General features: G+C 60.2%; 15 protein-coding genes. 14 read left to right on the plus strand and 1 reads right to left on the minus strand.

Annotated elements, in window-relative coordinates; genetic code table 11:
* Nucleotides 1–39: 39 nt before the first annotated feature.
* The 3 genes from LCH97_RS00720 (at nt 40) to LCH97_RS00730 (ending at nt 3,838) form a co-directional block, all read left to right on the plus strand.
* Complete coding sequence (locus LCH97_RS00720; RefSeq protein WP_227302920.1) at nt 40–1,032, plus strand: extracellular solute-binding protein; 993 nt, start codon at nt 40–42, stop codon at nt 1,030–1,032.
* A gap of 143 nt (nt 1,033–1,175) precedes the next feature.
* The gene (locus tag LCH97_RS00725) at nt 1,176–2,786 is read left to right on the plus strand and encodes an iron ABC transporter permease (protein ID WP_227302921.1); all 1,611 of its coding nucleotides are present in this window, start codon (nt 1,176–1,178) and stop codon (nt 2,784–2,786) included.
* Nucleotides 2,786–3,838, plus strand: a complete 1,053-nt coding sequence (locus tag LCH97_RS00730) for an ABC transporter ATP-binding protein (RefSeq protein ID WP_227302922.1) — start codon at nt 2,786–2,788, stop codon at nt 3,836–3,838. Before LCH97_RS00725 ends, LCH97_RS00730 begins: the two co-directional genes overlap by 1 nt.
* Before the next feature lie 108 nt (nt 3,839–3,946).
* Here LCH97_RS00730 and pbpG read toward each other — a convergent pair whose 3' ends face one another.
* The gene (pbpG, locus tag LCH97_RS00735; RefSeq protein ID WP_227302923.1) at nt 3,947–4,807 is read right to left on the minus strand and encodes a D-alanyl-D-alanine endopeptidase; all 861 of its coding nucleotides are present in this window, start codon (nt 4,805–4,807) and stop codon (nt 3,947–3,949) included.
* Nucleotides 4,808–5,045: 238 nt separating this feature from the next.
* Here pbpG and uvrB point away from each other — a divergent pair, with 238 nt between their 5' ends.
* The 11 genes from uvrB to LCH97_RS00790 all read left to right on the plus strand — a co-directional run bounded on the left by uvrB (nt 5,046) and on the right by LCH97_RS00790 (nt 16,924).
* Entirely contained in the window at nt 5,046–7,061 is a 2,016-nt protein-coding gene (uvrB, locus tag LCH97_RS00740; RefSeq protein ID WP_227302924.1) for an excinuclease ABC subunit UvrB, read from the plus strand.
* Nucleotides 7,043–7,573: a low molecular weight protein-tyrosine-phosphatase gene (locus LCH97_RS00745; RefSeq protein ID WP_227302925.1), complete on the plus strand. Its 531-nt coding sequence runs from the start codon at nt 7,043–7,045 to the stop codon at nt 7,571–7,573. Before uvrB ends, LCH97_RS00745 begins: the two co-directional genes overlap by 19 nt.
* A gap of 33 nt (nt 7,574–7,606) precedes the next feature.
* Nucleotides 7,607–8,299, plus strand: a complete 693-nt coding sequence (locus LCH97_RS00750) for a chemotaxis protein CheB (protein WP_227302926.1) — start codon at nt 7,607–7,609, stop codon at nt 8,297–8,299.
* Nucleotides 8,300–8,320: 21 nt separating this feature from the next.
* On the plus strand, nt 8,321–9,658 hold the full coding sequence (locus LCH97_RS00755) for a sigma-54 dependent transcriptional regulator (RefSeq protein WP_227302927.1): 1,338 nt from the start codon (nt 8,321–8,323) through the stop codon (nt 9,656–9,658).
* 28 nt (nt 9,659–9,686) lie between these two features.
* Nucleotides 9,687–10,007 (plus strand): flagellar hook-basal body complex protein FliE, encoded by a 321-nt coding sequence (gene fliE / locus LCH97_RS00760; protein WP_227302928.1) that lies wholly within the window; start codon nt 9,687–9,689, stop codon nt 10,005–10,007.
* Between the two features lie 57 nt (nt 10,008–10,064).
* Nucleotides 10,065–11,813: a flagellar basal-body MS-ring/collar protein FliF gene (fliF, locus tag LCH97_RS00765; RefSeq protein WP_227302929.1), complete on the plus strand. Its 1,749-nt coding sequence runs from the start codon at nt 10,065–10,067 to the stop codon at nt 11,811–11,813.
* Complete coding sequence (fliG, locus tag LCH97_RS00770) at nt 11,806–12,804, plus strand: flagellar motor switch protein FliG (protein WP_017508822.1); 999 nt, start codon at nt 11,806–11,808, stop codon at nt 12,802–12,804. Before fliF ends, fliG begins: the two co-directional genes overlap by 8 nt.
* Nucleotides 12,794–13,561 carry a FliH/SctL family protein gene (locus LCH97_RS00775; RefSeq protein WP_227302930.1) on the plus strand — a complete coding sequence of 256 codons (768 nt, stop codon included), beginning with the start codon at nt 12,794–12,796 and terminating at the stop codon, nt 13,559–13,561. Before fliG ends, LCH97_RS00775 begins: the two co-directional genes overlap by 11 nt.
* Nucleotides 13,554–14,948 carry a flagellar protein export ATPase FliI gene (fliI, locus tag LCH97_RS00780; RefSeq protein WP_227302931.1) on the plus strand — a complete coding sequence of 465 codons (1,395 nt, stop codon included), beginning with the start codon at nt 13,554–13,556 and terminating at the stop codon, nt 14,946–14,948. Before LCH97_RS00775 ends, fliI begins: the two co-directional genes overlap by 8 nt.
* A 10-nt stretch (nt 14,949–14,958) precedes the next feature.
* The gene (gene fliJ / locus LCH97_RS00785; protein WP_227302932.1) at nt 14,959–15,384 is read left to right on the plus strand and encodes a flagellar export protein FliJ; all 426 of its coding nucleotides are present in this window, start codon (nt 14,959–14,961) and stop codon (nt 15,382–15,384) included.
* An 88-nt stretch (nt 15,385–15,472) separates the two neighbouring features.
* Nucleotides 15,473–16,924 carry a flagellar hook-length control protein FliK gene (locus LCH97_RS00790; RefSeq protein ID WP_227302933.1) on the plus strand — a complete coding sequence of 484 codons (1,452 nt, stop codon included), beginning with the start codon at nt 15,473–15,475 and terminating at the stop codon, nt 16,922–16,924.
* Nucleotides 16,925–16,954 lie beyond the last annotated feature (30 nt).

Below are 16,954 nucleotides of genomic sequence, written 5' to 3' on the forward strand. Positions count from 1 at the left end.
ACACCTTGCCCTTGCCGGGCAATGAACAAGGAGCGGGTCATGAAGAAACAAGTAATGTTGGCTGCGGTACTGGCAGCGTTGAGTGGTGTGGCCATGGCAGAAGAAGTCACGCTGTACACCGCGCGTGCCGAGCAGCTGATCAAGCCGATTCTGGAAGCCTACGAGAAAGAAACCGGCGTGAAGGTGAATGTGGTCAGCGGCGGCGAAGGCCCACTGATGGAACGCCTGAAAGCGGAAGGCACCAACACCCCTGCTGACATCTTCATGACGGTAGATGCTGGCAACCTGTGGCAAGCCAGCAATATGGGCCTGTTCCAGCCTGTTAAATCAGCAGCGCTGGCGGCCAACATTCCGGCCAACCTGCGTGACCCGGCGGGTAACTGGTTCGGCCTGTCCGTACGTGCCCGTACCATTTTCTTCAACAAGAAAACCGTGAAGCCGGAGCAGCTGTCCAGCTACGAAGACCTGGCCGACGCCAAGTGGAAAGGCCGCCTGTGCCTGCGTACTTCCAAGAAAGTGTATAACCAGTCGCTGGTAGGCACCATGATCGCCGACAAGGGCGTGGCTGCTACTGAAAAAGTGGTAAAAGGCTGGGTAGACAACCTGGCTGCGCCGGTATTTGCGGATGATACCAAGATGCTGGAAGCGATCGATGCTGGCCAGTGTGACGTGGGCATCGCCAACACCTATTACTACGGCCGCCTGCTGAAGAAGAGCCCGAACCTGCAAGTTGGCATCTTCTGGGCTAACCAGAAACAGAACGGCGTGCACGTTAACGTGTCTGGCGCCGGTGTGACCAAGCACGCCAAGAACCCGAAAGGTGCCGTAAAGCTGCTGGAATGGCTGTCGTCCGAAAAAGCGCAGAAGCTGTACGCCGATATCGACATGGAGTTCTCGGCCAACCCGAAAGTGAAAGCCAATGCTACCGTGGCATCGTGGGGCAGCTTCAAGTCTGACCTGATCAACGTATCCGAAGCCGGCGCCAAGCAGGCTGAGGCGGTGAAACTGATGGACCGCATGGGCTACAAGTAAGCCTGAACCTGCCGGTAGATGGCAGGTAAGCGGGGGCGCTGCGGCGCCCCTGTTTTCTTGCGGTTCCCTTTTTCTGCTGCGCTGTCTTTTCTTCATGGCGCAGCTGCAACGATAATGCTTCCTTTTCTTGCCCTTTTATTGCCATGAGCCGCCTGCACACGCTTGTGATCCCTTGGCTACTGGCCTGCCTGATTGCCCTGTGCACCATCGTGCCGCTGGGCGTGGTGATGTTGTCTGCCCTGACGCCAGACCCGGCCATCTGGTCGCACCTGATCGAATTCACGCTGCCCGAGCTGTTCAAGAACACCGCCGTCATGCTGTTGGGTGTCAGTGCGGGTGTGCTGTTGCTGGGCGTCAGCCTGGCCTGGCTGGTGGCGGTGTACGATTTTCCCGGCCGCCGTATCTTCAACTGGGCGCTGATGCTGCCGCTGGCGATGCCAGCCTACGTGATGGCTTTTGCCCAGGTGGGGTTGCTGGAATTTACCGGCCCGGTGCAGACCTGGCTGCGGCCGCATTTCGACGATATGCGCTGGTTTCCCGAGATACGCAGTAGCTGGGGTCTGGTGCTGGTGATGTCGCTGGCGTTTTACCCTTATGTATACCTGCTTAGCCGCAATGCTTTTGCCACCATGGGCCGCCGTGCGCTGGAAGTGGGGCAGAGCCTGGGCTTGTCGCGCAGCCAGGGCTTCTGGCGCATTGCCCTGCCCATGGCGCGGCCGTGGGTTGCCGGCGGGCTGATTCTGGTGGTGATGGAAAGCCTGGCCGACTTTGGTACCGTGGCGGTGTTCAATTACGACACCTTTACCAGTGCCATCTACAAAGCCTGGTTTGCGCTGTTTTCGCTGGATACCGCCAAGCAGATCGCCTCGTTGCTGGTGATGCTGGTGTTTGTGGTGCTGGTGCTGGAGCAGCGCAGCCGTGGCCGCCGTGCTTACGCTCAGGCGGGGCGTGCCGCACCGCAGCCGCGCTTGCCGCTGGCGGGCTGGCGTGGCTGGGCGGCCACGTTGGCCGCAGGCAGCGTGCTGCTGCTGGCTTTTGTCATTCCGATGTTGCAGCTGCTGTACTGGGCTTCGCTGGATTTTGCCAACCAGTTCAGCAGCGATTTTCTGGGCTACGCCTGGCGCTCGGTCAGCCTGTCGCTGATCGCGGCTGTGCTGGTAACGGCTATCGCGCTGGTGCTGGCCTACCTGGTGCGCCGTCAGGGCAGCCGGGCCATGCGCAACCTGGCGCGGGTGGCCACCATGGGCTACGCCATCCCCGGTACCGTGCTGGCAGTGGGGGTGTTTGTGCCGGTGGCGTGGCTGGATAACCAGATCATTGCCGCTATGGGCTGGCAGGGCGAAGTGACGGCGGTGCTGAAAGGTACGCTACTGGCCATGCTGCTGGCTTTTGTCGCGCGCTTTCTGGCGGTGGCGTACTCGTCGGTAGACACCGCCATGAACCGCATTACCCGCAGCCACGACGAGGCCGCGCGCAATCTGGGCTATTCGGGCTGGGCGCTGCTGCGCAGGGTCTATCTGCCGCTGTTGTCTGGCGGCCTGTTTACTGGCGTACTGATGGTGTTTGTCGATGTGATGAAAGAGATGCCCATCACCCTGATGACCCGGCCCTTCGGCTGGGACACCTTGTCGGTACGTGTTTACAACATGACAGCCGAGGGCATGTGGGACCAGGCAGCGCTGCCGGCCATCGCCATCGTGCTGGTGGGGCTGATTCCCACCATCCTGCTGTCGCGCCAACGGGATGTTGCCTGATGAGTGCATTGCTAGAGTTACAGTCGGTGTCGCAACGCTACGGTGACAAGGCCGTGGTCAATGACATGAGCTTTACCCTGCAGCAGGGCGAGATCGCCTGCCTGCTGGGTAGCTCCGGTTGTGGCAAGACCACGGTGCTGCGCTGTATTGCCGGTTTCGAGCCTTTGGCCGGTGGCGAGATCCAGCTGGCGGGCCGCCGTATTGCCAGTGTGGCCAGCAGCGTGCCGGCGCATTTGCGCCAGATTGGCATGGTGTTTCAGGATTACGCGCTGTTTCCGCACCTGAATGTGCAGGAAAACGTGGGCTTTGGCCTGGGCAAGCTGAGCCGCAGCGAGCGCGAGGCCCGCGTGATGGCGGTGCTGGAGGTAGTAGGGTTGGCCGCGTACGCACAGGCCTTCCCGCACGAGCTGTCCGGTGGCCAGCAGCAGCGTGTGGCGCTGGCGCGGGCGCTGGCCCCCAAGCCCCAGCTGCTACTGCTGGACGAGCCGTTTTCCAATCTGGATGTCGACCTGCGCGAACGCTTGTCGCGCGAAGTGCGCGAGATCCTGAAATCGCAGGGCACCACCGCCATTCTGGTCACGCACGACCAGCACGAAGCGTTTGCCATGGCCGATAAGGTGGGGGTGATGCACCAGGGCCAGCTGCAGCAGTGGGCGCCGCCGTACGAGCTGTACCACGAGCCGGCCAGCCGTTACGTGGCCGACTTTATTGGCCAGGGTGCCTTTGTGCCGGGCAAGGTAACCGGCCCGCGCTGCGTGACGCTGGAGCTGGGCGAGTACTGCAGCGCCGTGCCGCGCCAGTTTGCCGAAGGCGACGAGGTAGACGTACTGCTGCGCCCGGACGACGTGGTGCACGACGATGCCAGCCCGGTAACGGCCAAGGTACTGGGAAAGGTATTTCGCGGCTCGGAGTTTCTGTACACGCTGCAGCTGGCCTCCGGGCAGCAGGTGCTGGCGCAGGTGCCCAGCCATCACAACCACGCCATCGGCGAGCCTATCGGTATCCGCCTGGAGCTGGACCACCTGATCGCATTCCGGCGCGAAGCGGCCTGATGCACCGTGCGGCCAATCTTGTCGTGTGAAAGGTTGGCCGCAGCATAAATAACAAGGCCCCGCGCAACTGCGCGGGGCCTTGTACTGTGTGGCAGAGCCTGGCTTGAATCAGCCCGATAGCCAGCTGTTAGGGTGTGCCTCCAGCCAGGTCTTGATGGACTTGGCGTCGTTCACGCGCGCCGCCGAGCCGTTGGCCGCCAGCAGCACCACGATCAGGCGCTGGCTGCCCATGGTGGTTTCCATCACCAGGCAGCGGCCGGCTTCTTCGATGTAGCCGGTTTTGGACAGGCCGATATCCCACTCGCCTTCACGTACCAGCGGGTTGCTGTTTTTGTAATGCAGTACACGGGTGGCGCTGGGGTGGGCCATGTATTCGTGGGTGGTAGAAAACTGGCGGATCAGCGGGTACTGGTAGGCCGCTTTTACCATGCGTACCAGGTCCATGGCGGTGGCGCTATTGCGCATGTCCAGGCCGGTAGCGTCGTGGAACACCGCATTGCGCATGCCGATGCTGCGTGCCTTCTGGTTCATTCTGGCAATGAAAGCCGCCTTGCCACCGGGGTAGGTGCGTGCCAGCGAGGCCGAGGCGCGGTTTTCCGACGACATCAGCGCCAGCAGCAGCATTTCGCGGCGGGTGAGGGTGGAGCCTACACTCAGGCGCGAGCTGGTGTTTTTCAGGCGGTCGACTTCGTCCTCGGTGATGGTGATGGGCTCATCCAGCGACAGGCCGGCATCCAGCAGCACCATGGCGGTCATCAGCTTGGTGATGGATGCAATCGGCTGGGTTTGCAGCGGGTTTTTTTCGTAAACCAGCTTGCCGGTTTGTGCGTCTACTACCGCTACCGACTGGGAATTCAGCCGCGGGCTACTGGTTAGTGCCTGTGTTTGCAGGTTTACAGGCTGGGCGGCATAGGCCACCATGCTGCTGGCTGCCAGGCAGCCCAGCAGGGCAAAAGTTCTGAGCATCATTCATGACTCCGATGCAATGTTCATGCGGCAGGTAAGACGCTGGCAGGGCTGTATCACACCCGGTGATGCGCAAATGCGCCGTGTCTTGGCACGGCCTGTCAGGCTTACCCTGTTATTGGTTTGTCGAGCACTTTTATTTTAAATTGATTCCTTTGCTTTGTCCGGCTTTACTTTTAGTGAAAACACATCAGTTATGCGTTAGATGCCGGCATGAAGCGTGACAAATGAGTGAAATTCCATGGTAGTCAGCTATCCAGGTAGTGCGTTCAAGCTCCATCAGCCCTTTGCCCCTGCGGGCGATCAGCCAGCGGCCATTGCCAGCCTGGTAGAAGGCCTGTCCGACGGGCTGAGCTACCAGACCTTGCTGGGGGTGACGGGGTCGGGCAAGACCTACACCATGGCCAATGTGATTGCGCAAACCGGGCGGCCGGCCATCATCATGGCGCACAACAAGACGCTGGCGGCGCAGCTGTACAGCGAGATGCGCGAGTTTTTCCCCGAAAATGCGGTGGAATACTTCGTGTCCTACTACGACTACTACCAGCCCGAAGCCTACGTGCCCAGCCGTGACTTGTTTATCGAAAAAGATTCCAGCATCAACGAGCACATCGAGCAGATGCGTTTGTCGGCGACCAAGAGCATTCTGGAGCGGCCGGATTGCGTGATCGTGGCCACCGTATCGGCTATTTACGGTATCGGTGACCCGTCCGACTACCATCAGATGATCCTGCACCTGAAAGAAGGCGAAACCACGCCGCAGAAGGATATCGTTAGCCGCCTGGTGGCCATGCAGTACGACCGTAACGATACCGACTTTGCGCGTGGCACCTTCCGCGTGCGCGGCGACGTGATTGACGTGTTCCCGGCGGAAAGCAACGACACCGCCGTGCGTATCAGCCTGTTTGACGACGAAGTGGAAACGCTCACGCTGTTCGACCCGCTGACCGGCACCACCAAACAACGGGTTGGCCGCTTTACCGTGTTTCCGTCCAGCCACTACGTGACACCACGCGACACCGTGCTGCGCGCCTGCGAGAAGATCAAGCTGGAGCTGGCCGACCGTGTGGCCTGGTACCTGAAAGAAGGCAAGCTGGTGGAGGCGCAGCGCATCGAGCAGCGCACGCGCTTTGACCTGGAAATGCTGTACGAAATGGGCTTCTGCAAGGGCATCGAAAACTACTCGCGCCACTTTTCCGGCCGCGAGCCCGGTGGTGCGCCACCGACGCTGATCGACTACCTGCCCAAGAACGCGCTGATGTTTATCGACGAAAGCCACGTGACCGTGCCGCAAGTGGGCGCCATGTACAAGGGCGACGCGGCGCGCAAGCAAAACCTGGTGGATTACGGCTTCCGCCTGCCGTCGGCGGTGGACAACCGCCCGCTGAAGTTTCACGAGTTCGAGCAGCTGATGCCGCAAACCATTTTTGTTTCGGCCACGCCGGCCGATTACGAAAAAGAGCACGCCGGCCAGGTGGTCGAGCAGGTGGTGCGGCCAACCGGCCTGGTTGACCCGGTGATTGAAATCCGCCCGGTAGCTACGCAAGTGGACGACCTGCTATCGGAAATCCACTTGCGCATCGAGCGCGGCGAGCGCGTGCTGGTGACCACGCTCACCAAGCGCATGGCCGAGCAGTTGGCCGACTACTACACCGAGCACGGCATCAAGGTGCGCTACCTGCATAGCGATATCGATACGGTAGAGCGGGTGGAGATCATCCGCGACTTGCGCTTGGGCATGTTCGACGTACTGATCGGCATCAACCTGCTGCGCGAAGGCCTGGATATCCCGGAAGTCAGCCTGGTGGCCATTCTGGATGCCGATAAAGAGGGCTTTCTGCGTAGCGAGCGCAGCCTCATCCAGACCATAGGCCGCGCCGCGCGTAACCTGCACGGTAAAGCACTGCTGTACGCCGACCGTATTACCAACAGCATGCAGCGCGCCATGGATGAAACCGAGCGTCGCCGTAACAAACAGATGGCCTTTAATGCCGAGCACGGCATCGTGCCGCAAGGGGTAAACAAGAAGATCAAGGACATCATTGACGGTGTGTACCAGAACGAGCCTACCGACAGGAAGGCGCTGGCCGAAAGTGCCCGCATCGCCATGCTGGATGAAAAGGCCCTGGCCAAAGAAATCAAGCGCCTGGAAAAAGACATGATGGAAGCGGCGCGCAATCTGGAGTTTGAAAAGGCGGCCAAGCTGCGCGACGAACTGAAGGCCTTCAAAGAAAAGGCATGGATGAATGGCTTGTAAGCAGCCTGCCTGCCAAGGTCGGCCGCAAAAGGAAAGACATGATGAAAAAGCGCATTCTGATGGTGTGCATGGGGAATATCTGCCGCTCGCCTACGGCGGAGGGAGTGATGCGCAGCATGCTGTTAAAACATGGCTTGCAAGACCAGCTTGAAGTAGACTCCGCCGGCACGCATGCCTATCACATAGGCGAGGCACCAGACTTACGCAGTACGCAAGCAGCTTTGGCGCGTGGCTACGACTTGCGCCAGCAGCGTGCCCGCCAGGTGTGTGCCGACGATTTCGAACGCTTTGACTACATGCTGGCGGCAGACCGCGCCAACCTGGCAAGCTTGCAGGCATTGCGCCAAAAAGGCGTGACACCGCAATTGTTGTTGTCGATATTGGGTACAGAGGCCGATGTGCCCGACCCTTACTACGGCGGGCCGCAAGGCTTTGAGCAGGTGCTGGATCTGATAGAGCAGGCATGCGAGGCGTGGTGTCTGGCGTTTTGCCGCCAGGCAGGGTCGGTGTAGAGTTTGTTTGCCGCAAAATGACTAAGGGAAAGTATGGCCCTCGATAAAAAAACAGCCGCTACCAAACCAATAGAAGTGGCCCCCAGCCATAGTGCCGACATGATTTTGCCGCGCCAGCCGGGTAAGCTCTCGCTGGGTAGGCAAACCGTCATCGTGATTGGTTCGTCTACTGGTGGTACCGAGGCGCTGCGGGTGCTGCTGACTGCTTTGCCGGCCAACATGCCGCCGATTGTCATTACTCAGCACATGCCGGAAATGTTCACCAAGTCGTTTGCCGTGCGGCTGGATGCCCTGTGCAAGCTGACAGTAAAAGAAGCCGAAGACGGCGAGCGCCTGCAGCCGGGCCATGTGTATATCGCCCCAGGGCACTCCCATTTGCTGGTCAAGCCGGCCAGTACCATAGGCTACGCCACCAGCCTGCACCACGGCGTGCCGGTGAATCGCCACAAGCCGTCGGTGGATGTGCTGTTCCGCTCTGCGGCCAACGTCATCGGCAAAAACTGTATTGGCGTGATTCTTACCGGTATGGGGCGTGATGGTGCGGCAGGCATGGCCGAGCTGAAAGAAGCTGGCGCGCACAATATCGCGCAGGATGAAGCTTCTTGCGTGGTGTTCGGCATGCCCAAGGAGGCCATTGCCTGTGGTGGTGTGCACGAAATTCTGCCCCTGTCGGCGATTGCTGGCCGTCTGGTGGCGCTGTGCGCGGGGCGTACGCACGCTGACTAAGTTTTACGGATGTAGAAACACATGAAACGATTGCCGGTACTGGTAGTAGAAGATGATGCAGACCTGCGCGAGGCGCTGGTGGATACGCTGGAGCTATCGGGCTTCAGCGTGGTAGAGGCCAGCGATGGCGAAACCGCACTGGAAGTGTTGCGCCGCGAGCCAGTAGGTTTGGTGGTGTCCGACGCGCAGATGCAGCCGATGGACGGCTACACGCTGTTCTCCCACGTAAAAGATCGCTACCCTGGCTTGCCCTTCGTATTGATGACCGCCTACGGCGTTATCGAGCGTGCCATCGAGCTACTGCGTGCGGGTGCCAGCCATTACCTGCTCAAGCCGTTCGAGCCGCAGCGCCTGATCGATGAGGTCGAGCGTTTCTTGCTGGATGCGCCCGAGGTGGCTGCCGAGTCCATGGTGGCCGAATCGCCAGCCATGAAGCAGATTGTGTCGGTAGCCAGCCGCGTGGCACCCAGCGACGCCAGTGTGCTGATTACCGGCCCCAGTGGCGCAGGCAAGGAAGTGCTGGCCCGTTTCATGCACCAGCATTCGCGCCGCAAGGACGGCCCGTTTGTCGCCGTAAACTGCGCAGCCATACCGGACAACCTGCTGGAATCCACCCTGTTTGGCCATGAGAAAGGCGCGTTTACCGGTGCGGCAACCGCGTTGCCGGGCAAGTTCGAGCAGGCGCAGGGGGGGACTATCCTGCTGGATGAGGTCACCGAAATGCCTTTGCCTCTGCAGGCCAAGCTGTTGCGCGTGCTGCAGGAGCGCGAAGTGGAGCGCGTTGGTGGCCTGAAAACCATCAAGTTGAATATCCGTGTGTTGGCTACCAGTAACCGTGATATCCAGGCCGAAGTGGCGGCAGGGCGATTCCGCGAAGATCTGTACTTCCGCCTGAATGTCTTCCCGCTGAATTTGCCGGGGTTGGCCGCGCGACCAGAGGATATCCTGCCTTTGGCACGAAAATTGCTGCGTAAGCACGGTGATGCAATGGATAAGCCAAGATTGGCGCTGGGTAGCGATGCCGAGCGAGAATTGACGGCCTATAGTTGGGAAGGTAACATCCGCGAGCTGGACAATGTAATGCAAAGAGCGGCAATTCTTGCCGTTGGTACGGAAGTTTCTGCCGCCGACCTGATGCTGAACGTTGGCCTGTTTGCCAAAACTGTTACCGCGCCAGAAGCAGTACAAGAGGCGCCGCAAGAAACCGATATGCGTTCGGTGGAAAAACGGCATATTCTGGAGGCGCTGGCAGCAACCGGTGGTGCAAAAAAGCTCGCGGCCGAAAGGCTGGGTATCAGCGAGCGCACCTTGCGGTACAAGCTGCAGCGCTACCGCGAAGAAGATGGAGAATCTGTCTAGGCAGGTTCTTTAACGGGTAGAGGTCAACATGTCTACGCAAGGCATCAATCAGTTGCTGGGTGAGCTTCGAGCCATGTCCGCGCTTGCCGCGGGCAAGCAGGCACCTGCGGCCGACGAAACACCGGAAGTTGATTTCTCTAATGTGTTGAAGTCCACGCTGGAGCAAGTCAACCAGGTGCAGCAAACATCTCAAGAGCTGCAAAAGCGTTTTGAGCTGGGTGAAGAGGGGGTCGACATCCAGGATGTGATGGTAACGATGCAGAAAGCCAGTCTGAGCTTCCAGACCATGGTGCAGGCCAGGAACAAGCTGGTTTCGGCTTATCAGGAAATCATGAATACGCAAGTGTAGCGCTGCGCTGCCCCGGTTTGGCTTGCAGCGGAAGATCAATAACGAAACAACCACTGTATGGCTGATCTGGTAGACAACGCTGCGCCTGCCTGGAAAGTGCGCCTGAATGAAGTGCTGGAGCGCTTCAAGGCCCTTCCCAACAATAAAAAAATTCTCTTCTTCACCGCTGTCGCAGCGGTGTTGTCTATTGCTATTGCCCTTTTCGCATTCAATCGCGAACCTGCTTACAAAGTACTGTTTACCGGCCTGGCCGACCGCGATGGTGGCCAGATCACGGCATCGCTGCAACAGATGAACGTGCCTTACCAGATCAGCGATGGCGGTGTGATTTCTGTACCCAGCGACAAGGTCTACGACGTACGCCTCAAGCTGGCAAGCCAAGGCTTGCCCAAGGCGGGTGGGGTGGGTTTTGAGCTGATGGACAAGCAGAAATTCGGCATCAGCCAGTTTGCCGAGCAGGTGAACTACCAACGTTCCATCGAGGGCGAACTGGCTCGAACTATTGAGTCCGTCGGTGTGGTGGAAACCGCCCGCGTACATCTGGCCATGCCCAAGCAAAGCGTGTTTGTACGTGAGCAGCAGTTGCCTACCGCCTCAGTGATGCTGAGCATGCGTGGCGGGCGCATTCTGGATGCCGGCCAGATTGCCGGTATCCTGCATCTGGTTTCCAGCTCGGTACCCAATTTGCCGGTGCGCAATGTGTCCATTGTCGACCAGGATGGCAACCTGTTGTCCAGTCTGCCTGACCTCAATAACGCCTCTGGTCTGGATCGACGCCAGCTGGATTACGTGCGTCAGATCGAAGCCGACTACGCCAAGCGCGTCGAGGCGATTCTGGAGCCCATCTTTGGCAAGGGTAATGCCCGGGCGCAGGTCACTGCCGCAGTAGACTTTGCCGAGGTGGAGCAGACTTCGGAAACCTACCGCCCCAATTCCACGCCCAACCCGTCTGCCACGCGCAGCCAGCAGATTGTCGAATCGCTGGGTAAGGACGCCAGCCTGCCTTCTGGCGTGCCGGGTGCCTTGACGAACCAGCCGCCGTCAGCGGCCTCCGCCCCGCTTACCTTGCCGCCAGGCGCAGCCCCGGGAACGGCGACACTCTCCGGCCTGCCCATGGGTACGGCATCGGGTACCACACATCGGGAAATTACTACCAACTACGAAGTCGACAAGACTATCCAGCACACCAAGATGCCGAAGGGGAATATCAAGCGTCTGACGGCTGCCGTGGTGGTGAACTACAAGATGGTGCCTGACGCCAATGGCGAAGCCAAGCCGACACCGCTGACAGATAAAGAGTCCGCCCAAATCCAGAGCTTGGTACAAGAGGCCATCGGCTATAATAAAGACCGGGGTGATTCGGTTAACGTGGTAAACGCCAGCTTTGCCGATGCCGTGCCGGTAAGTACGGCGAAGGATCGTGCACTGGATTACCTCAGTGCCAATGCGGGTGAGCTCATCAAGTATGGTTTGTTTGCTCTTGCCGTGTTGTATCTGCTGTTTGGTGTAGTGCGCCCCATTATGCGCGATGTGGCCAAGCCACCTGCGCCGGATACGCCCGAGGCCGCAGAAGAAGCCGCAGCTGCAGCAGGTGGTCGTCTGCTGGCTGTGGCGGGTGAAGAAGGTGAAGAGGGCGGCCAGGCTGGCGGCGAAGGGGGTGGTGCCGGTGGTGGCGATGGTGGCGATCCGAAAGAGCAGGCTCGTCGTCAGTACGAGGCGCATTTGCAAGCCGCGCGTGATCTGGTGAAAGCCGACCCGCGCATGGCCGCGCAGATCATTAAAGAATGGATAACGTCAGATGAGTGATGCCGGTATTCGTCGCAGCTCGGTGCTGCTGTTCAGTCTGGGTCAGGCTGAGGCTATCGAGGTATTCAAGTACCTGGGGCCGAAAGAAGTGCAAAAGCTCAGCCTGGCCATGGCCGGCTTGAGCAACCTTAGCCACGATGAAGTGGAAAAGGTCGTCGGCCAGTTCCGCGAAGAATGTGCAGCACGTGCGAACTTTGGCGCTACCGACGAGTACCTGCGCAATGTGCTGGTAGAGGCACTGGGCCCGGATAAAGCGGCCAACCTGCTGGACAAGATTTTGCAGGGCAACGATCACAGCGGTATCGAAAGCCTGAAGTGGATGGACCCATCCTCTGCGGCAGACCTGATCCGCAACGAGCACCCGCAGATTATTGCCACCATCATGGTGCACCTGGACCCCGACCTGTCCAGTGCCATTCTGGCCTATTTCCCGGAGCGCATGCGTAACGAGGTGCTGATTCGTACTGCTACCCTGGAGGGCGTACAGCCACAGGCGCTGCGCGAACTGAACGATGTGCTGACCCAATTGCTGTCCGGCTCCGACCGTGTCAAGAAGAGCGCTGCCGGTGGCGTGGGCATGACGGCCGAGATCCTGAACTTTTTGGGTTCCAACGTGGAAGCCTCTGCGCTATCGTATATCCGCGAGTATGACCCCGAGCTGGCGCAGCGCATCCAGGACAAGATGTTTGTATTCGACAACATCCTGGAAATCGACGATCGTTCCATCCAGACCATCCTGCGCGAAGTGCAGTCCGACTCTCTGGTGGTGGCGCTCAAAGGTACCAGCCAGGAGCTCAAGGACAAAATCTTCCGCAATATGTCGTCGCGTGCTGCCGAGATGCTGCGCGACGATCTGGAGTCCAAAGGCCCGGTCAAGTTGTCCGAAGTGGAAGCCGAGCAGAAAGAGATTCTCAAAATTGTGCGCAAGCTAGCCGACGAAGGCCAGATTGTGATTGCAAGCAAAGGTGGAGACGAAGGCCTTGTCGAGTAACAACATCATCCCGGCGGAGTCGCTGGGTCAGTGGCAGTCCTGGCGTTTCGGCGAGATCGGGGCGCAGCCCGCCCCGCAGCCGGAAGCCATTATTGCCGCGAATGAAGCCCCCGCAGAGGGGGTTTCTGCTTTGGAGATGCCGGCAGAAGAGGTCGTGGAAGCCGCAGAGACGGTGCAAGAAGAGGCCTTGCCTGCTCCGGCCTACCCGACAGCCGCCGAGTTGGAGGCTATCCACCAGGAGGCCTGGCAGGCCGGGTTTGAAGCAGGCAAAGAAGAAGGCATGCAGCAAGGCCAGGCCGAAGGTGCACAGCAGGCTTTGGCGGATGCTGCCCAGCAGTTCGAGAGCTACTGGGCACCGCTGGCCCAGCTGCAGCAAGCCATGGAAACCCAGCTGCAGCAGCTGGGCGTAGCCTTGTCTGCCGAGGTGCTGCAGTTGGCCGTTGGTTTTGCCGAGCAGATTGTTGCCAGCAAGATTGCGCTGGATCGCAATGCCGTGCTGCCTGTGCTGCAGGCGGCGCTGGATGAGTTGGGGCAGGGCCTGCTGCAGGCACGTGTGCGAGCGCATCCGGAAGACCTGGCCGTGATACAGGCTTTTGCACAAGAGCGTTTTGCCGGGGTGAGTTGGCAGTGGGTGGCAGATGAGGCGGTAGAGCGCGGTGGCTGCGTGGTGGATACCGGCAGCGTCAAGCTGGACCTGACGCTGCCGCCAAGGTTGGCCGCATTGCGTCAGGCATTGGGGTTGCCCGCGCATGATTGACTTGCTGCAAAGCCAGCGTAGCTACCTGGCGGCGTGCCAGCAGACCATCGCCAATACGCCGGCCTGGTTGCCAGAGGGGCAGCTTACCCGCGTTACCGGCCTGGTGATGGAGGCGGTTGGCCTGCGTTTGCCGGTGGGCAGTGCGTGTGAAGTACACATTGCCCAGGGCCACATGGTAGAAGCCGAGGTAGTCGGTTTTGCCGGTGACAAGCTGTTTTTGATGCCGGTGGCCAATATTCAGGGTTTGTTGCCGGGTACGCCGGTGCGACCATCGCGCAGCATCCAGCCTCCAGCCTACGGGCAGCAGCAGGTAAGGGCCGAGGTGAATGGTCCGCTGGGTCGCCAGGTGCCGGTGGGTTTGAGTCTGCTGGGGCGTGTGCTGGACTCGCTGGGCCGCCCGCTGGATGGCAAAGGGCAGATTTTTCCCGAGGCTTACTTCCCCTTGTACAGCCAGCCGTTGAATCCCTTGCAACGTACGCCGGTGCGCCACGTGTTGGACGTTGGTGTGAAGGCCATCAACGGCCTGCTGACGGTTGGCCGCGGCCAACGTCTGGGCCTGTTTGCCGGCTCGGGTGTGGGTAAGTCGGTGCTGCTGGGCATGATGGCCCGTTATACCCGTGCCGATGTCGTGGTGGTGGGCTTGATCGGCGAGCGGGGGCGCGAGGTGAAGGACTTCATCGAGCACATCCTGGGTGAAGAGGGTTTGGCGCGTTCGGTCGTGGTGGCGGCGCCGGCCGACATGCCGCCGCTGATGCGCTTGCACGGTGCCGCCTACGCTACGGCGCTGGCCGAGTACTACCGTGCACAGGGGCTGGATGTGCTGTTGTTGATGGATTCGGTTACCCGTTACGCCATGGCGCAGCGTGAAATTGCGCTGGCCATTGGCGAGCCGCCGGTCAGCAAAGGCTACCCGCCGTCGGTATTCGCCAAGCTGCCACAGCTGATCGAGCGTGCCGGTAATGGCGAAGCAGGGGGCGGCTCCATTACGGCCTTCTATACCGTGCTGTCCGAGGGTGACGACCAGCAAGACCCGATTGCAGACTCCGCACGTGCCATTCTGGATGGCCACTTTGTGCTATCGCGCGAGCTGGCCGAATCCGGCCACTATCCGGCTATCGATATCGAGCAATCCATCTCGCGCGTGATGGTGGATGTGGTGCCGCGCGAGCATATGGACAGCGCCCGCCGCTTCAAGCAGCTGTTCTCCCGCTACCAGCGCAGCCGTGACCTGATTAGCGTGGGCGCCTATGTGCCCGGCTCGGACCCGATGCTGGATGAAGCCATACGCTTGCATACCCGGCTCACCGGCTTTCTGACCCAGGCGCAGCACGAAAACGTGGATGCCGGCATGACCACGCTGTTGCTGAACGACGTGCTGGCTGGCTAAGGGCTGAGCTATGAGCAAATTTGCCTTGTTGGTACGCCTGGCAACCGACCGTATGGATGCGGCGGCGGAGCGCATGCGCAAGGCGCAATTGGCGCACGCCCAGGCTGAAAACACGCTGGAGCAGATCAAAGGCTATATCAGCGACTACCAGCAACGCATGCTGGCGCTGGGGCAGACCGGTACCAGCGTGGCGCAATGGGCAGACTACCGACTGTTTTTGCAAAAGCTGGACGATGCGCGTGAGCAGCAAAGCCGGGAGGTAGATCGTAGCATGCAGCGTTTTCTGATGGAAAAGCAGGCTTGGCTGCAGCAGCGTAAACAGCTGAAATCCTATGAGGTGCTGCAAGAGCGCGAAAAAGCCCGTCTTGCATTACGCCAGCGGCGGCAAGAACAAAAAGCGCTAGACGAATTTGCCGCCAGGCCCAAGCCGCAATAATGCTGGCTATAGCCCGGTGATGTAGTCCTTGTTTTTATTGGCATGCTTCCTGCTTTAAACGCCTCATTCCGTACATGGGGTGCCTGCCATGAGCTTCTCCTTGAAACCCGTATCACACAGTGCCGCTGCTGCGGTTGCCAGCCCGGCTGCGGCCATGCCCGCTGCGGCAGGCTCGGCGGCTGCGGCCGGCGATAGCCTGTTTGCCAGCTTGTTTGCCGGGCAGCTTGGGGAGGGCGGGCAGGGCATGCAGGCTGACTTGAGCAGTATGCTGGGTTTGCCAGCGGCAGCCCCGGCATCGCTGCTGCCGGCCACCCCTGCGGCACCGGCAGACGCGGCCGAGCAAACGTTGGCCGCACCGCCTGCTGCGACAGACGCTGCGATGATGATGCAGATGTCCGGCTTGTTGCAGCCGCCTGCGGCATTGCCCCCGCCGGTGCAGGAAAAGCAGGTTTTACCGGCGCTGGCCGATACCGCGCGGGAGCAACAGCAAGACCAGCCGGAACCGGCCGACCAGGCTTTGCTGGCCGCGCAGGCTGGCATGGCTGCGCTACCGGTAGCGGCGCAGCAAGTTGTGCCAGCCAGCCCGCTTGCTAGCCAGTCTGACCCGGCTGCCGCTGCGCCGGTGGCCGCCCAGGAAATTGTCCGTACCGCCATGCCATCGCTCGCGCCGGCTCTGCTCAAGCCCGACACCGTTGCGCCCCGGCGTGATGCGGCAAGCTTGCCCCCTGCAGCAGCATCAGAAGTGACCAAGTTGCTAGCGGAGAAGGGGGGGCAGGCAACTGTGCTGCCGCCAGCACAAACGGTAGCTGCACTGGCACAGCAAACTGGTCAGCAAAGTGGCTTTGCTGCCCGTGACGACTCGCCGCTGCAGACTGTCGCCGTACCGGCACAGGGTAAGGCCGATATTCTTCCTGCAGATGTCCGCCTGATGTTCCGCAAGGAAATGCAGCAGGCTGGCTTGGCTCAGCAGGCTGCCAGCACCTCGGCACTCGAGGCGGCAGATATGGTGGCCGGCCAGCGGCAAATCTTGCCGCCTGTGCTGACAAGCGCCGTGCCTGCCATGGCCACTCAAGAATGGCGTATTGACCCCCCCATGGCGCGCACGGCCGAGTGGCAAACTGCCTTTGGTGAAAAAGTGGGTAGTATGGTGAGCATGAAGCTGGATAGTGCTTCGATTCAGGTTTCGCCAGAAAACCTGGGGCCGCTGGATATTTCGATTCGCTTCGATGGCCAGGAACAAGCCACCATTTCTGTGGTAGCTGCCACGCCCGAGGCCAAGTCGATTGTAGAGAGCAGCCTGCCACAGCTGTCGCGCATGCTGGAACAAAGTGGTATCCAGCTGGGTAGCACCCAGGTGTCGACCCAGCAGCAAGCCCATCAACAAGCTCAGCAGCAGGCGCAGGAACAGGCCCGACAGCAAGAGGGCAGGCAAGGGCACCGGCAGGGTCATCAGGTCGGCCGTGAGCCGGTATTGCCCGAGGCCGAGCTGGCACGCACTGGCACCACTACACGCCAAAACGGCCTGAGTATTCACGCTTGATGCTTTAATCTGTGGAAACGCTGTTCAATT

The sequence above is a fragment of the Vogesella sp. XCS3 genome (assembly GCF_020616155.1).
GTDB lineage: Bacteria > Pseudomonadota > Gammaproteobacteria > Burkholderiales > Chromobacteriaceae > Vogesella.

Coding starts and splice junctions, on each gene's coding strand:
- LCH97_RS00720 (WP_227302920.1), top strand. CDS start 40: ATGAAGAAACAAGTAATGTTGGCTGCGGTACTGGCAGCGTTGAGTGGT.
- LCH97_RS00725 (WP_227302921.1), top strand. CDS start 1,176: ATGAGCCGCCTGCACACGCTTGTGATCCCTTGGCTACTGGCCTGCCTG.
- LCH97_RS00730 (WP_227302922.1), top strand. CDS start 2,786: ATGAGTGCATTGCTAGAGTTACAGTCGGTGTCGCAACGCTACGGTGAC.
- pbpG (WP_227302923.1), bottom strand. CDS start 4,807: ATGATGCTCAGAACTTTTGCCCTGCTGGGCTGCCTGGCAGCCAGCAGC.
- uvrB (WP_227302924.1), top strand. CDS start 5,046: ATGGTAGTCAGCTATCCAGGTAGTGCGTTCAAGCTCCATCAGCCCTTT.
- LCH97_RS00745 (WP_227302925.1), top strand. CDS start 7,043: ATGGATGAATGGCTTGTAAGCAGCCTGCCTGCCAAGGTCGGCCGCAAA.
- LCH97_RS00750 (WP_227302926.1), top strand. CDS start 7,607: ATGGCCCTCGATAAAAAAACAGCCGCTACCAAACCAATAGAAGTGGCC.
- LCH97_RS00755 (WP_227302927.1), top strand. CDS start 8,321: ATGAAACGATTGCCGGTACTGGTAGTAGAAGATGATGCAGACCTGCGC.
- fliE (WP_227302928.1), top strand. CDS start 9,687: ATGTCTACGCAAGGCATCAATCAGTTGCTGGGTGAGCTTCGAGCCATG.
- fliF (WP_227302929.1), top strand. CDS start 10,065: ATGGCTGATCTGGTAGACAACGCTGCGCCTGCCTGGAAAGTGCGCCTG.
- fliG (WP_017508822.1), top strand. CDS start 11,806: ATGAGTGATGCCGGTATTCGTCGCAGCTCGGTGCTGCTGTTCAGTCTG.
- fliI (WP_227302931.1), top strand. CDS start 13,554: ATGATTGACTTGCTGCAAAGCCAGCGTAGCTACCTGGCGGCGTGCCAG.
- fliJ (WP_227302932.1), top strand. CDS start 14,959: ATGAGCAAATTTGCCTTGTTGGTACGCCTGGCAACCGACCGTATGGAT.
- LCH97_RS00790 (WP_227302933.1), top strand. CDS start 15,473: ATGAGCTTCTCCTTGAAACCCGTATCACACAGTGCCGCTGCTGCGGTT.